Genomic DNA, 13,045 nt, shown 5'->3' with positions numbered 1-13,045 from the left:
CTTCCTCGGGGCAGGCGGGGCCGGGCTCCCCGCCCCGCAGGCCCCGAGGAAGTCCCGCAAGGGGCTCGCCGTCGCCGGGGCGCTCGCCTTCGCGCTCGTCACCGGAGTCATCGGCGGCGGCATCGGCGCGTACGTCGAGCGGAACGGCGGGATCACCACCGTCGAGCTGCCGCAGGCGGAGGCCGGCGACACCGACCGGGCCCCGGAGAGCGTGGCCGGGATCGCGGCCAGCGCCCTGCCCGGCGTCGTCACCCTGCACGTCAAGGGCGGCGGTTCGTCCGGCACCGGCACCGGCTTCGTCCTCGACACCAAGGGCCACATCCTCACCAACAACCACGTCGTGGACGGGGCCCAGTCCTCCCGCGACATCTCGGTGACCTTCTCCAGCGGCGAGACCGCCCGCGCCAGAGTCGTCGGCAAGGACACCGGCTACGACCTCGCCGTCGTCCAGGTCACCGGCGTCTCCGGCCTCAAGCCGCTGCCGCTCGGCAACTCCGACAACGTCCGCGTCGGCGACCCCGTCGTCGCCATCGGCGCCCCCTTCGACCTCTCCAACACGGTCACCTCCGGCATCATCAGCGCCAAGGAGCGCCCGATCACCGCCGGCGGGGAGAAGGGCGACGGCAGCGACATCAGCTACGTCGACGCCCTCCAGACCGACGCCCCCATCAACCCCGGCAACTCCGGCGGCCCGCTCCTCGACGCCAAGGGCCGGGTCATCGGCATCAACAGCGCCATCCGCGCGGCCGGCGGCGGCTCGGGCGAGGGAGAGGGCGGCAGCGCCTCCCAGCCCGGCTCCATCGGCCTCGGCTTCGCCATACCGATCAACCAGGGCAAGCGCGTCGCCGAGGAGCTCATCAACACCGGCAAGGCGACCCACCCCGTCATCGGTGTGAGCCTCGACATGCAGTTCAACGGCGACGGAGCCCGGGTCGGCGAGAAGGGCAAGGACGGCTCCGCGTCCGTCACGCCCGGCGGCCCGGCCGCGACGGCGGGACTCCGTCCCGGCGACGTCATCACCAAGGTCGACGGCCAGCGCGTGCACAACGGCGAGGAGCTGATCGTGAAGATCCGCGCCCACCGCCCCGGCGACCGGCTGGAGCTCACCCTGACCCGGGACGGCAAAGAGCTGACAAAGACGTTGACGCTCGGCTCGTCGCAGGGCACCTGAGCGCCATGTGACGAACACCTGGAGGTACCCGTCCGGCAGTTTCGGCGGGTACCGTGGACCAGGCCCTTGACCGGCATGAAGGAGCTACCAGGTGTTCAGCGACATAGGCGCACTCGAGCTGGTGACGCTCGTCGTCCTCGCCGTGCTCGTCTTCGGGCCGGACAAGCTCCCGAAGGTCATCCAGGACGTCTCGCGCTTCATCCGGAAGGTCCGTGACTTCTCGGACAGCGCGAAGGAGGACATCCGCAGCGAGCTGGGGCCGGACTTCAAGGACTTCGAGTTCGAGGACCTCAACCCGAAGACGTTCCTCCGCAAGCAGATGGAGCAGAACGAGGACCTCCGGGAGCTCAAGGAGCTGCGTGGCAGCTTCGACCTCAAGAAGGAGATGAACGACGTCGCCGACGCGGTGCACGGCCGTGAGCCGCAGCCCTCGGCCGTCAACGGCTCCCCGTCGGCCGTCGGCTCCTCCGGTGCCGTCACCTCCGCCAACGGCACCCCGGACCTGCTGAAGAAGCAGGACAAGCCGGACACCGGAGAGCGCCCTCCGTACGACTCCGACGCGACCTGACGACGGGCTGTCACCAACCCGACGCGTCCCGGTGGCTATCCTCCCTCTGTTGACGGAACGAGGAGGCGGCCGAGATGGAGACCACGAGTCGGGTGGAGGGCGTACCCCTGGCCCGGCGGACCGCCGAGGGCTATCTGCGGGCACCCTTCGCCTGGTACGGCCTCGACGAGGCGTTCACCGGGCCGCGCTGGCTCATGCAGGTGGGTACGGCGGCGGACGGCACTGTGCAGCACGGTTCGACCGGGCACGGTGAGACGCCGTCGATAAAGACGGACGCGAGCGGCGCGGAGAAGGAGCGGTTCGCGGTCGTCGTGACGGTGGCCGCGAGCCCGGTCCGGCGGACCGGTGACGGCACGGGCGTCCTCGACGCCACCACCGTGTCCTCGGCGGCCTGGCTGGCCGGCTCGGGACTGCTCGTCCACACCTGGCCCGCCTCGCTGGACCACGCGACGCGGGACAACTGGCTGGACCAGCAGACCGAGACGGCGTTCGAGCTGGCCGACGACCTCGACGGGGCGGAGTGGTCGACGCTGTCGCTGCCGGTGGACGGGGTGCCGATGCCGTTCCACTACCGCGAGTCGGAGTTCGGGTGGGTCCTGGCGGGGTCCGCGGCGGGCGTGCACATCGGGGCGTACGGGCGCGGAATGAGCGCGTACGGGCTGGGGTTCGCCCAGATCAAGGACCTCGACGCCTACGCGTGACGGAATGACGAAGGGCGCCCCCTCGGGGGCGCCCTTCGTCATGACCTCAGAACTTGTTGCGCGGCGTGATGCCCAGGCTCATGCCCGAGAGGCCTCGCTGGCGGCCGCCGAGCTTGCCGGCGATCGCGCGGAGCGCCGCGCCCGCGGGGGAGTCCGGGTCGGAGAGGACGACCGGCTTGCCCTCGTCGCCGCCCTCGCGGAGCCGTACGTCGATCGGGATCGAGCCGAGGACCGGGACCGTCGCGCCCGTGGTCTGCGTCAGACCGTCGGCGACCCGCTGGCCGCCGCCCGTGCCGAACACGTCGACCATCTCGTCGCAGTGCGGGCACGGCAGGCCCGCCATGTTCTCGACGACGCCGACGATCTTCTGGTGGGTCTGGACGGCGATGGAGCCGGCCCGCTCGGCGACCTCGGCCGCCGCCTGCTGCGGGGTGGTGACGACCAGGATCTCCGCGTTCGGCACGAGCTGCGCGACCGAGATCGCGATGTCGCCGGTGCCCGGGGGCAGGTCGAGCAGGAGGACGTCCAGGTCGCCCCAGTACACGTCCGCGAGGAACTGCTGGAGCGCGCGGTGCAGCATCGGGCCACGCCACACGACCGGCGCGTTGCCCGGGGTGAACATGCCGATGGAGATGACCTTCACGCCGTTCGCCGACGGCGGCATGATCATGTTCTCGACCTGGGTCGGACGGCCGTCCGCGCCCAGCATCCGCGGCACGCTGTGGCCGTAGATGTCGGCGTCGACGACGCCGACCTTCAGACCGTCGGCGGCCATCGCCGCGGCCAGGTTCACGGTGACGGACGACTTGCCGACGCCACCCTTGCCGGAGGCGACCGCGTACACCCGGGTCAGCGAGCCCGGCTTCGCGAACGGCACCTCGCGCTCGGCGGTCGTGCCGCGCAGCGCCGCCGCGAGCTCCTTGCGCTGCTCGTCGCTCATCACGTCCAGCGAGACGTCGACGCCGGTGACGCCCTCGACGCCGGAGACGGCGTCGGTCACCCGCTGGGTGATGGTCTCGCGCATCGGGCAGCCGGAGACGGTCAGGTAGACCGTGACGGCGACCTTGCCGTCCGGTTCGATCTCCACCGACTTGACCATGCCGAGCTCAGTGATCGGTTTGTTGATCTCGGGGTCGTTCACCGTCGCCAGTGCTTCGAGCACCGCGTCTTCCATAGCCATACCGACGATGGTACGGCGCCGACCACCGGCCCATGAAAGGCCTGTCAACGGTCGGGTACGTCACTTCCCCGGGTGTCGGCCGGCGGGAATAGATCCCGGCGCTCCTCCAGCTCCTTGATCAGGTCCTGGAGCTCCGAGCGGATCCAGTCGCGGGTGGCCACCTCGCCGAGGCCCATCCGCAGCGCCGCGATCTCCCGGGTGAGGTACTCGGTGTCCGCGATCGACCGCTCGTTCTGCTTCCGGTCCTGTTCGAGATTGACCCGGTCCCGGTCGTCCTGCCGGTTCTGCGCGAGCAGGATCAGCGGGGCCGCGTAGGAGGCCTGGAGGGACAGCGCGAGCGTCAGGAAGATGAAGGGGTACTCGTCGAACTTGAGCGGGCCCGGCGCGAAGATGTTCCAGACGACCCAGACGATGATCGTCAGGGTCATCCAGACGAGGAACCGGCCCGTCCCCAGGAAGCGGGCGATCCGCTCCGAGAGCCGCCCGAACGCCTCGGGGTCGTACTCCGGGAGGAGCTTGGCCCGCCGCTCGCGCGGCAGGTCGAGCCGGATGCGGGTTCCCGGCCGGTCGCGCTCCCGGTCACGGTCCCGGTCCCGTTCCCGCTCGCGGTCGTGCGTGCGCTCAGCCGCCATGTCCGGCCCCCTCCTCGTGGAAGTCGGTCTCGCGCCAGTCCTCCGGCAGCAGGTGGTCGAGCACGTCGTCGACGGTGACCGCGCCGAGCAGCGACCCGCTCTCGTCCACCACGGGCGCCGCGACCATGTTGTACGCGGCGAGATAGCTGGTCACGGCCGGCAGCGGGGTGGCCGGGCCGAGCGGCGGCAGATCGCTGTCGACGAGCGAGCTGACCAGCGTGAACGGCGGATCGCGAAGGAGCCGCTGGAAGTGCACCGTGCCCAGGTACTTGCCCGTCGGCGTCTCGTCCGGCGGCCGGCACACGTACACCTGCGCCGCCAGCGCCGGCGAGAGGTCCTGCTGCCGGACCCGGGCCAGCGCGTCCGCGACCGTGGCGTCCGGCCGCAGCACGATCGGCTCCGTCGTCATCAGACCGCCCGCCGTGCGCTCCTCGTACGCCAGGAGCCGGCGTACGTCGGCCGCGTCGTCCGGCTGCATCAGCGTCAGCAGCCGCTCCTTGTCCTCCTCCGGCAGCTCGGACAGCAGGTCGGCCGCGTCGTCCGGGTCCATCGCCTCCAGGACGTCGGCCGCCCGCTCCTCCTTCAGCTTGCCGAGGATCTCGATCTGGTCGTCCTCCGGCAGCTCTTCGAGGACGTCGGCGAGCCGGTCGTCGTCGAGCGCGGCGGCGACCTCGACGCGCCGCTTGGACGGGAGGTGGTGCAGCGCGTTGGCGAGGTCGGCGGGGCGCAGCTTCTCGAAGGTCGCGACCAGGCTCTCGGCGCCCTGCCCGTGCTCCTCCAGGGAGAAGCCGGTGACGCCCGACCACTCGACGGTCAGCGTCTCGCCCTTGCGGCTCAGCACCCCGCCCTTCCCCTTGCGGACGAAGACCTTGTCGATCTCCCAGTCGCGGCGGGCGGGCAGCTGCTGGATGGCGACGTCGAGGACGGTGACCTCCTCGCCCTCCTGCCCGCCGGGCCCGACGAGCCGGACGCGCCGGTCGAGGAGTTCGCCGAGGACGAGGCGCTCGGTGGGGCGCGGCTCGAAGCGGCGCATGTTGACGACCCCGGTCGTGATGACCTGGCCGGACTCCACGCCGGTGATCCGCGTCATCGGCACGAACACCCGGCGGCGGCTGAGGACCTCGACGACCATGCCGAGCAGCCGCGGCGGCCTGCGGCCGACCCGCAGCATGGCCACCAGGTCGCTGACCCGGCCGACCTGGTCGCCGACGGGGTCGAAGACCGGGACTCCGGCGAGGTGGGAGACGAAGATCCTGGGGGCGCCTGCCGCCATGCCACGCGCCTCCTCGGTGCCGCACGATTCGATCATTGCCGAGCTTTGCCGGGTTCAGGCTAGCCCGTGCCGTTCCGCCCCGCCCCGGCAGCGCCTCCGTACGGCTGCTGCCGGGCGCGTCACGCGGCCCGGGTACGCTGCGGTCTGCCGTCCCCACCGGCACGCCGGCCCCCCGCCCGGCAGAACTGGCAGAACAGAAGGCCGCCGCCCCGGGTCCCCCCCGTACGGGCCGCGGTCCGTGTCCCCCACGACATGAGAGGCAGCGCTGATGGCCGTTCGTGCCGCGTCGTCGCGTATCCACCGGGCCGTCGCGCCGCTCGCGCTCTGCGCCGGTCTGACCGTGGGGCTCACGGCCTGTGCCGCCGATCCGGACGAGGGGACCAACGGGGTCGGGAAGCTCTCCGCGGCCGAGATCGAGGGCAAGGCACGGACCGCCGCGGACACCGCGAAGGCGGTCCGGCTCTCCGGCACCCTCGTCAGCAAGGGCGACACCTTCAAGCTGAACATGCGCCTCAAGCAGGACGGCGCCACCGGCTCGGTGACGACGAAGAACAGCACCTTCGAGCTGCTGCGGGTCGGCGAGGCGCTCTATCTGAAGGCGGACGCGGACTTCTGGTCCCACGAGTCCGAGGGCAGCGACAAGCCGACGGAGGCGGACGCCGAGGCGGCCGACAAGCTCGACGACAAGTACGTGAAGGTGCCGCAGGGCGACCCCGCGTACAAGCAGCTGCGCGGCTTCACCGACATGGACCTGCTGCTGACCGGGCTGACCGGGCTGCACGGGGAGAAGGTCAAGGGCGACCGGGACCAGATCGGCGGGATCCGCACGGTCAAGGTCAAGGGCGGCGCGGACGGCGAGGGCGGCACCCTCGACGTGGCGCTGCAGGGCGACCCGTACCCGCTGCAGTTCGCGCGGGGCGGGGGAGCGGGCCTGGTGGTCCTCTCCGAGTGGAACAAGGACTTCCCGCTCACCGAGCCGTCGAGGGAAGAGATCCTCGACTACGGCAAGCAGCTGCCCAGGACCTGATCCCGGGCCCGCTTCCGCGGCGCCGATCCCGGGCGGCGGCGCCGCAGGACCGATCCCGGGCGGCGGCGCCGGAGGACCGATCCCGGCCGGCGGCGCCCGAGGACCCGATCCTGGTTCAGCGTCGCTTGCGGCGCTTGAGCAGCAGCTTCGGGAGACCGGAGGGCACCGGGTCGCGGGTCGTGGCCGCCGAGGGCAGCGGTACGGCCGCCAGGGAGCCGTCCGGCAGCTCCGTGGTCGAGGACCGGGGGTCGAGCCGCAGGACCCGGCACTCGCGCCCCCAGCGGCCCGTCATGGCCTCGCCGTCGGGTGCGTTGAGCCGCTTGCCCTTCAGCTCGGCGACCGCCGCGTCCCACTCCTCGGTGCCGTGGGCGATCTCGCGCACGGAGGCCGTCCAGGCGACGAGACGGCCGCCCTTGTCTTTGCTGCGGACCGTGACCTCGGCCGTCCCGCCGTCCACCAGGCCCGGCAGCGGCTGCTCGCCGGGGCCGTCGCCGACGACGAACGCCGCCCCGTCGAACCAGACGTGCCAGAGCGCGCGGGCCGGGCCGGTGCCGCGGACCCACACCAGGCCGGACTTCTTGGTGGCCTCCTCGACGAGGGCGGACCCGAGCAGCTCTTCAGTCATGGCCCGAAGCCTAGGCCCTGTCGTCAAACTCCCGTCGTCGCCCGCGGGGCGGACGGGATCTCGACGACAGGGCCCAGCCCCGGGGCGGTCACAGCCAGCCGTTGCGCTTCAGCGTGCGGTGGATGGTGAAACAGATCGCGACGATGCCGGTCAGCACCATCGGGTAGCCGTACTTCCAGTGCAGCTCCGGCATGTGGTCGAAGTTCATGCCGTAGACGCCGCAGACCGCCGTGGGGACGGCGACGATCGCCGCCCACGAGGTGATCTTGCGCATGTCCTCGTTCTGCGCGACGGTCGCCTGCGCCAGGTTGGCCTGGAGGATGGAGTTGAGCAGTTCGTCGAAGCCGACGACCTGCTCCTGCACGCGCGCGAGGTGGTCGGCGACGTCCCGGAAGTACTTCTGGATGTCGGGGTCGACCAGCCGCATCGGCCGCTCGGAGAGCAGCTGCATCGGGCGGAGCAGCGGCGTGACGGCCCGCTTGAACTCCAGTACCTCACGCTTCAGCTGATAGATCCGGCCGGTGTCCGTACCGCGCGTCGAGCCCTTCGCGGCCGGCGAGAAGACGTCGATCTCCAGCTGGTCGATGTCGAGTTCGACGGCGTCAGCGACCGCGATGTAGCCGTCGACGACATGGTCGGAGAGGGCGTGAAGCACCGCCGAGGGCCCTTTGGCGAGCAGCTCGGGCTCGCCCTGGAGGCGGTGCCGGAGGTTGCGCAGGGAGCCCTGGCCGCCGTGCCGGACGGTGATGACGAAGTCGGGGCCGGTGAAGCACATGACCTCGCCGGTCTCGACGACCTCGCTGGTCGCGGTGAGTTCGGTGTGCTCGACGTAGTGGATCGTCTTGAACACGGTGAACAGGGTGTCGTCGTACCGCTCCAGCTTGGGCCGCTGGTGGGCGTGGACGGCGTCCTCGACGGCGAGCGGGTGCAGCCCGAACTCGGCGGCGATACCGGCGAATTCGGCCTCGGTCGGCTCGTGCAGGCCGATCCAGGCGAAGCCGCCGCTCTCCCGCACCTGGCTCATGGCGCCGCGCGGGGTGAGGCACTCGCGGTCGTCGATGCGGCGTCCGTCGCGGTAGACGGCGCAGTCGACCACGGCGCTGGAGGCCGTGTGGTCGCGGGTGGGGTCGTACGAGGTGTACGTGGTGGGGGTCTTGCGCAGGGGGTGCCGCAGGCTCGGACGGACGGCGGCGCGCAGGTCACGGATCATCGACATGGGCATGCTCCTTCACGGAGAAGCCGTCGGCGAGCGTGGAACAGCCCGGAATGGGGACGTGGAGCTACGTCGTCCACAAAGCGGGCGGCACCGAGAGATCGCGGTGACGGCGTTCGCTACAGACAGGCAAAGGCGAGATGCTCTTCCGTCGTGCGAGATGCCGGAGAGGCGGGTCCGTACGGGTACGGGCCGGGAATCACCGGAAGTACGTACGCACCGGGCTCGGGTGCGGGGCGGAAGAGCGGCTGGTACTGCCCGATCGACTTCGGTCCATCGCAGCCCCACCTCCTCCGGCCGGTCCCTCGTGAGGGATGACGTGTGACGAGTAGTCGGGAGTTCGGGACTCCCGACCAGCGGCCAAGACTATCAGCCGACTGAGGGTCAATCCCTTCCTTTGCCCGTTCCATACGCGCTTTATGCTCAGGACATGGGAGAAGTTCTTGCTCTGGTCGAGGCGCGGTTGCGGACGGCCCTCGGAGAACCGGACGCGCGGGCCGCGGTGACGTTCCTCGGCACGGACCGGATCGAGGTGCTCCGCTTCATCGACGGCGACCTCGTGCGGTACGCGACCCTCGGCATGTCCGCACAGCCGATGGCCGACCCGACCGCCGCGCTCGCCGATCCGGTCAAGGGGCCGCGCGCCGAGCTCGTCCTGACCGTACGGGCCGGCCTCGCCGACACCGACAAGGTGCTGCGCCCGCTGGCCGTCCTCGCCGCCACGCCGCAGGTCGAGGGCGTCGTCGTGGCCCCGGGCGCCTCGCTGGACGTCGGCGACGCGCTCTGGCCGGGCGCCGCCTTCAGCTCGGTCCTGGTCGCCGAGTCCGGCGGTCTGGTCGAGGACCTGGAGCTCGACGAGCCGATGGACCCGGTGCGGTTCCTGCCACTGCTCCCGATGACGTCGAACGAGGCGGCGTGGAAGCGGGTCCACGGGGCACAGGCCCTGGAGGAGCGCTGGCTGACGCAGGGCACGGACCTGCGCGATCCACTGCGCAGGTCCGTGAATCTGGACTGACGGCACGCCGGGCCGGAAGGCGTTCCGCCCACCGGGCTCCTCCCGTTCAGGTCCGGGCGACGGTCCTGCTGGCGACGAGGTTGGCGATCACCACGTAGACGATCGCCGGAATGCCGTAGTCGAGCAGCACCTGAAGGGTGTGCTGGGAGACGCTGAAGAGCCCGATCGACCAGCCGGCGAGCCAGTCGGCGGCGCTGTGGAACCAGCCGACCACGGTGTTGCCCCGATTGGCGTCGAGCAGGTCCAGGACGATCCAGACGACCAGGATGCCCGCGAGGACGCGGGCCACGGTTCTTATGACGGAGTCGATGCCTCTCATGGGCTCCGTCTTGCCCGCGCCTCCCGAGGCAAACCGGCCGCGACGGGTCCGTCCCGGCTGCGAGGGGGCGGTCCCGGTGCGGCGGCCCGCCCGCCCGGCCGCGGCCGGTCCGTCCCGCCCTCGGGCCGGTCCCGGACCGCCGCCCCGGCCCGGGGCCTTCCCCGGAGCCGGAGCCGGAGCGGTGCCCGGGGTCAGCCGGCGAGGACCCCGACGCCGTCCTCCGTGGCCTGCTTCGGGGCCGGTTCCCGGGCTTCGAGCGTGAGGGCGTCGCGGCGGACCCGCACGACCACGGCGCCGAGTACCGCGGCCACGCCCGCCACCACGAACGGCATGTGGACGTCGCTCCACTCCTCGATCTTCGGGGCGAGGTACGGGGCGGCGGCCGCGGCGAACCAGCGGACGAAGTTGTAGCCCGCGCTGGCCACCGGGCGCGGGGCGTCCGAGACGCCGAGGGCGAGTTCGGTGAAGACGGTGTTGTTGACGCCGATGAACGCGCCCGACAGGACGGTGCAGACGATCGCGGTCGTGTGATCGCCGTATCCGAGCACCACCACGTCGGCCGCGAGCAGCACCAGTGAGCCGCCGAGGACGGTGAGCGAGCCGAAGCGCCGCTGGAGCCGGGGGGCGACCAGGACCGAGAAGACGGCGAGCAGCACACCCCAGGCGAAGAACACCGCGCCGGACTTGTACGGCGTCATGTCCAGCACGAACGGGGTGAAGGCGAGCACCGTGAAGAAGGCGTAGTTGTAGAAGAACGCGGCCGCCGCGGCCGAGGCGAGTCCGCCGTGGCCCAGCGCCCGGACGGGGTCGAGCAGCGAGGTCCTGCCGGCCGGCTTCGGCTGCTCCTTGAGGAAGACCGCGATGCACAGGAAGCCGATCGCCATCAGCGCGGCCGTGCCGAAGAAGGGGTAGCGCCAGCTGGCGTCGCCGAGCACGGCCCCCAGCAGCGGCCCGCAGGCCATGCCGAGGCCGAGTGCCGACTCGTAGAGCAGGATCGCGGCCGCGCTGCCGCCGGCCGCGGCGCCGACGATCACGGCGAGCGAGGTCGAGACGAAGAGCGCGTTGCCGAGTCCCCAGCCGGCCCGGAAGCCGACGAGTTCGCCGACGGAGTCCGAGGTGCCGGCGAGGGCGGCGAAGGCGACGACCAGCGCGAGCCCGGTCAGCAGGGTCCGGCGTCCCCCGACGCGGCTGGAGACGAAGCCGGTCACCAGCATCGCGACGGCGGTGATGAGGAAGTACGAGGTGAAGAGCAACGACACCTGGCTGGGTGTCGCGTCCAGGCCCTGGGCGATCGACGGCAGGATCGGGTCGACGAGGCCGATGCCCATGAAGGCGACGACGGACGCGCCGGCGGTGGCCCAGACGGCCGGTGGCTGACGCAGGATGCTGCCTCCGCCGGCGTTCTCTTCTGCTCTCTCCATGGGTGCCGCTCCTCCGTGCCGAGATGGTTGCGATATACACAGGATAAGTTAGGGCGCCTAATAAGTGCAAGCTACATTTATATTCACGGGTGGCAGGGGGCGGAACGCCACGGGCCGGACGGGTGATCGTCGGTGATCGTCCTTGACGCGGGGCCCCGGTGGTAGGACCGTTGGGCCCTATGAGGGGCGAACCCAGTTGTCCGAAGTGTGGTGGCCGGGTCAGGGCGCCCGGGCTGTTCGCCGACTCCTGGCAGTGCGACGTGCACGGCTCGGTGCACCCGCTCCAGCCCGTGATCCCGCCCAGCGTCGAGGCCCTCGGCGTCGTGGTGCACCGGTCCCACGTGCCGGTGTGGATGCCGTGGCCCCTGCCCGTCGGCTGGCTCTTCACCGGAGTCGCGTACGCCGGTGACGACCGCAGCGGCGGACGCGCGACCGCCGTCGCCTGCTCGGGACCCGGCCCGCTCGGCGGCATCGGCGAGCTGCTCCTGATCGCCGAGGAACTCGGCGTCGGCCTCGGTGCACGGTACGCCGGCATCGACGGCCCCGACCCCGGTGCGGGCATGGCCATCGACAAGTCCCCGCAGACGAAGGTCCTCGCCGCCGGCCGCCCGACCCCGCTCTGGCACGTCAACGGCGCCCCGCAGGACCGTGCGGTCTTCGCGGGGGAGGCGCGCGGCCTCTGGCTGTGGGCGATCGTCTGGCCCGAGCAGTCGGGCCTCCTGATGTACGACGAGCTGGTCCTGACCGACCTGCGCGACGCGGGCGCCGAGGTCGAACTCCTGCCGTGCGGAGCGCTGACACCGAGGCTGCTGGGCTGACGCGCGCCCGGCCGACCGGGCAGGCTCCTTCCGTACGGGCGTGTTCGATTCGCCCGTTATGCTGGAGCGTCCCTCGTCCGTGCCGAAGTCCTGGAGCAACGCGTCGTGCGCATCGACCTGCACACCCACTCCACGGCCTCCGACGGTACGGACTCCCCGGCCGAGCTCGTCCGCAACGCGGCCGCCGCCGGGCTCGACGTCGTCGCGCTGACGGACCACGACACCACCCGGGGCCACGCCGAGGCGATCGGGGCACTGCCCGAGGGGCTGACCCTGGTCACCGGGGCCGAGCTGTCCTGCCGGGTCGACGGCATCGGCCTGCACATGCTCGCGTACCTCTTCGACCCCGAAGAGCCCGCGCTCCTCGCCGAGCGCGAGCTCGTCCGCGACGACCGGGTCCCGCGCGCGCGTGCCATGGTCGGCAAGCTCCAGGAACTCGGCGTTCCCGTCACCTGGGAGCAGGTCGCCCGCATCGCCGGTGACGGCTCCGTGGGGCGCCCGCACGTCGCCGAGGCGCTCGTCGAGCTCGGGGTCGTGCCGGACGTGTCCGGGGCGTTCACGCCCGCGTGGCTCGCCGACGGCGGCCGGGCGTACGTCGAGAAGCACGAGCTGGACCCGATCGACGCCATCCGCCTGGTCAAGGCGGCCGGAGGTGTCACCGTCTTCGCGCACCCGCTCGCCGTCAAGCGCGGCCAGGTGCTGCCCGAGGCCTCGATAGCCCGGCTCGCCGAGGCCGGACTCGACGGCATCGAGGTCGACCACATGGACCACGACGAGGCGACGCGGGCACGGCTGCGCGGGCTCGCGAAGGAGCTGGGTCTGCTGACCACCGGCTCCAGCGACTACCACGGCAGCCGCAAGACCTGCCGCCTCGGTGAGTACACGACCGACCCCGAGATCTACGGCGAGATCACCCGCCGGGCCGCGGGGGCCTTCCCGGTCCCCGGCGCGGGGGGATCCGCCGCCTAGCCTCCGGCCGCCGGGCTCCACGGGGTCCGGATCCCTTCCGCGGGACCCGTCCCGGCCGGCCGGCCGGGAGGTCCGCCGCGCTCCGTGCCCTGCCCCGTGTCCAGGTGCGGACG

The 13,045-nt window shown here is 71.8% G+C and carries 14 protein-coding genes; 7 read left to right on the top strand and 7 right to left on the bottom strand.

The annotated features are described in order from the left end of the window. The 3 genes from AOK00_RS07750 to AOK00_RS07740 all read left to right on the top strand — a co-directional run. On the top strand, positions 1 to 1,171 hold a 1,171-nt coding region (locus tag AOK00_RS07750; protein WP_159041695.1), incomplete at its 5' end, for a S1C family serine protease. A 91-nt stretch (positions 1,172 to 1,262) separates the two neighbouring features. Further along, the gene (locus AOK00_RS07745; protein ID WP_055599570.1) at positions 1,263 to 1,739 is read left to right on the top strand and encodes a sec-independent translocase; all 477 of its coding nucleotides are present in this window, start codon (positions 1,263 to 1,265) and stop codon (positions 1,737 to 1,739) included. A 74-nt stretch (positions 1,740 to 1,813) separates the two neighbouring features. Then, positions 1,814 to 2,440: a hypothetical protein gene (locus tag AOK00_RS07740; protein ID WP_055599569.1), complete on the top strand. Its 627-nt coding sequence runs from the start codon at positions 1,814 to 1,816 to the stop codon at positions 2,438 to 2,440. Positions 2,441 to 2,486: 46 nt separating this feature from the next. On the opposite strand, the gene AOK00_RS07735 is transcribed toward AOK00_RS07740, so the two are convergent. Genes AOK00_RS07735 through AOK00_RS07725 form a run of 3 tightly spaced genes read right to left on the bottom strand, consistent with a single transcriptional unit; the run spans position 2,487 to position 5,525 of the window. Beyond that, positions 2,487 to 3,620 (bottom strand): Mrp/NBP35 family ATP-binding protein, encoded by a 1,134-nt coding sequence (locus tag AOK00_RS07735; RefSeq protein WP_079041882.1) that lies wholly within the window; start codon positions 3,618 to 3,620, stop codon positions 2,487 to 2,489. A gap of 44 nt (positions 3,621 to 3,664) precedes the next feature. After that, complete coding sequence (locus tag AOK00_RS07730; protein WP_055599567.1) at positions 3,665 to 4,252, bottom strand: DUF1003 domain-containing protein; 588 nt, start codon at positions 4,250 to 4,252, stop codon at positions 3,665 to 3,667. Further along, positions 4,242 to 5,525 carry a magnesium transporter MgtE N-terminal domain-containing protein gene (locus tag AOK00_RS07725; RefSeq protein WP_055599566.1) on the bottom strand — a complete coding sequence of 428 codons (1,284 nt, stop codon included), beginning with the start codon at positions 5,523 to 5,525 and terminating at the stop codon, positions 4,242 to 4,244. The genes AOK00_RS07730 and AOK00_RS07725 overlap by 11 nt, the downstream gene beginning before the upstream one ends. 268 nt (positions 5,526 to 5,793) lie before the next feature. On the opposite strand from AOK00_RS07725, the gene AOK00_RS07720 reads away from it, so the two are divergent. Then, positions 5,794 to 6,552, top strand: a complete 759-nt coding sequence (locus tag AOK00_RS07720) for a hypothetical protein (RefSeq protein WP_055599565.1) — start codon at positions 5,794 to 5,796, stop codon at positions 6,550 to 6,552. A 115-nt stretch (positions 6,553 to 6,667) separates the two neighbouring features. Here the strand turns inward: AOK00_RS07720 and AOK00_RS07715 are convergent, their stop codons facing one another. Both AOK00_RS07715 and AOK00_RS07710 read right to left on the bottom strand, forming a co-directional pair. Further along, positions 6,668 to 7,177 carry a hypothetical protein gene (locus AOK00_RS07715; protein ID WP_055599564.1) on the bottom strand — a complete coding sequence of 170 codons (510 nt, stop codon included), beginning with the start codon at positions 7,175 to 7,177 and terminating at the stop codon, positions 6,668 to 6,670. Positions 7,178 to 7,265: 88 nt separating this feature from the next. Continuing rightward, on the bottom strand, positions 7,266 to 8,393 hold the full coding sequence (locus AOK00_RS07710) for a magnesium and cobalt transport protein CorA (RefSeq protein ID WP_055599563.1): 1,128 nt from the start codon (positions 8,391 to 8,393) through the stop codon (positions 7,266 to 7,268). A gap of 427 nt (positions 8,394 to 8,820) precedes the next feature. On the opposite strand from AOK00_RS07710, the gene AOK00_RS07705 reads away from it, so the two are divergent. Beyond that, positions 8,821 to 9,405 (top strand): suppressor of fused domain protein, encoded by a 585-nt coding sequence (locus AOK00_RS07705; protein WP_055599562.1) that lies wholly within the window; start codon positions 8,821 to 8,823, stop codon positions 9,403 to 9,405. A gap of 46 nt (positions 9,406 to 9,451) precedes the next feature. On the opposite strand, the gene AOK00_RS07700 is transcribed toward AOK00_RS07705, so the two are convergent. Both AOK00_RS07700 and AOK00_RS07695 read right to left on the bottom strand, forming a co-directional pair. After that, positions 9,452 to 9,724, bottom strand: a complete 273-nt coding sequence (locus AOK00_RS07700; RefSeq protein ID WP_055599561.1) for a hypothetical protein — start codon at positions 9,722 to 9,724, stop codon at positions 9,452 to 9,454. Positions 9,725 to 9,915: 191 nt separating this feature from the next. Beyond that, the gene (locus AOK00_RS07695; protein ID WP_055599560.1) at positions 9,916 to 11,145 is read right to left on the bottom strand and encodes an MFS transporter; all 1,230 of its coding nucleotides are present in this window, start codon (positions 11,143 to 11,145) and stop codon (positions 9,916 to 9,918) included. 179 nt (positions 11,146 to 11,324) lie between these two features. On the opposite strand from AOK00_RS07695, the gene AOK00_RS07690 reads away from it, so the two are divergent. Both AOK00_RS07690 and AOK00_RS07685 read left to right on the top strand, forming a co-directional pair. Then, positions 11,325 to 11,963, top strand: coding sequence for a DUF6758 family protein (locus AOK00_RS07690; RefSeq protein ID WP_055599559.1), 639 nt, complete (start codon positions 11,325 to 11,327; stop codon positions 11,961 to 11,963). Between the two features lie 105 nt (positions 11,964 to 12,068). Beyond that, positions 12,069 to 12,932, top strand: a complete 864-nt coding sequence (locus AOK00_RS07685) for a PHP domain-containing protein (RefSeq protein WP_055599558.1) — start codon at positions 12,069 to 12,071, stop codon at positions 12,930 to 12,932. The last annotated feature ends 113 nt before the right edge of the window (positions 12,933 to 13,045 follow it).

The organism is Streptomyces aureus (assembly GCF_001418135.1).
Lineage (GTDB): Bacteria > Actinomycetota > Actinomycetes > Streptomycetales > Streptomycetaceae > Streptomyces > Streptomyces aureus_A.
Note: the sequence above shows the minus strand (reverse complement) of the source record. Positions and strands in the feature narration are given on the sequence as shown.

What these genes read in the sequence shown, in the direction of transcription:
- AOK00_RS07740 (WP_055599569.1), top strand. Translation starts at nt 1,814, where the DNA reads ATGGAGACCACGAGTCGGGTGGAGGGCGTACCCCTGGCCCGGCGGACC.
- AOK00_RS07735 (WP_079041882.1), bottom strand. Translation starts at nt 3,620, where the DNA reads ATGGCTATGGAAGACGCGGTGCTCGAAGCACTGGCGACGGTGAACGAC.
- AOK00_RS07730 (WP_055599567.1), bottom strand. Translation starts at nt 4,252, where the DNA reads ATGGCGGCTGAGCGCACGCACGACCGCGAGCGGGAACGGGACCGGGAC.
- AOK00_RS07725 (WP_055599566.1), bottom strand. Translation starts at nt 5,525, where the DNA reads ATGGCGGCAGGCGCCCCCAGGATCTTCGTCTCCCACCTCGCCGGAGTC.
- AOK00_RS07720 (WP_055599565.1), top strand. Translation starts at nt 5,794, where the DNA reads ATGGCCGTTCGTGCCGCGTCGTCGCGTATCCACCGGGCCGTCGCGCCG.
- AOK00_RS07715 (WP_055599564.1), bottom strand. Translation starts at nt 7,177, where the DNA reads ATGACTGAAGAGCTGCTCGGGTCCGCCCTCGTCGAGGAGGCCACCAAG.
- AOK00_RS07710 (WP_055599563.1), bottom strand. Translation starts at nt 8,393, where the DNA reads ATGTCGATGATCCGTGACCTGCGCGCCGCCGTCCGTCCGAGCCTGCGG.
- AOK00_RS07705 (WP_055599562.1), top strand. Translation starts at nt 8,821, where the DNA reads ATGGGAGAAGTTCTTGCTCTGGTCGAGGCGCGGTTGCGGACGGCCCTC.
- AOK00_RS07700 (WP_055599561.1), bottom strand. Translation starts at nt 9,724, where the DNA reads ATGAGAGGCATCGACTCCGTCATAAGAACCGTGGCCCGCGTCCTCGCG.
- AOK00_RS07695 (WP_055599560.1), bottom strand. Translation starts at nt 11,145, where the DNA reads ATGGAGAGAGCAGAAGAGAACGCCGGCGGAGGCAGCATCCTGCGTCAG.
- AOK00_RS07690 (WP_055599559.1), top strand. Translation starts at nt 11,325, where the DNA reads ATGAGGGGCGAACCCAGTTGTCCGAAGTGTGGTGGCCGGGTCAGGGCG.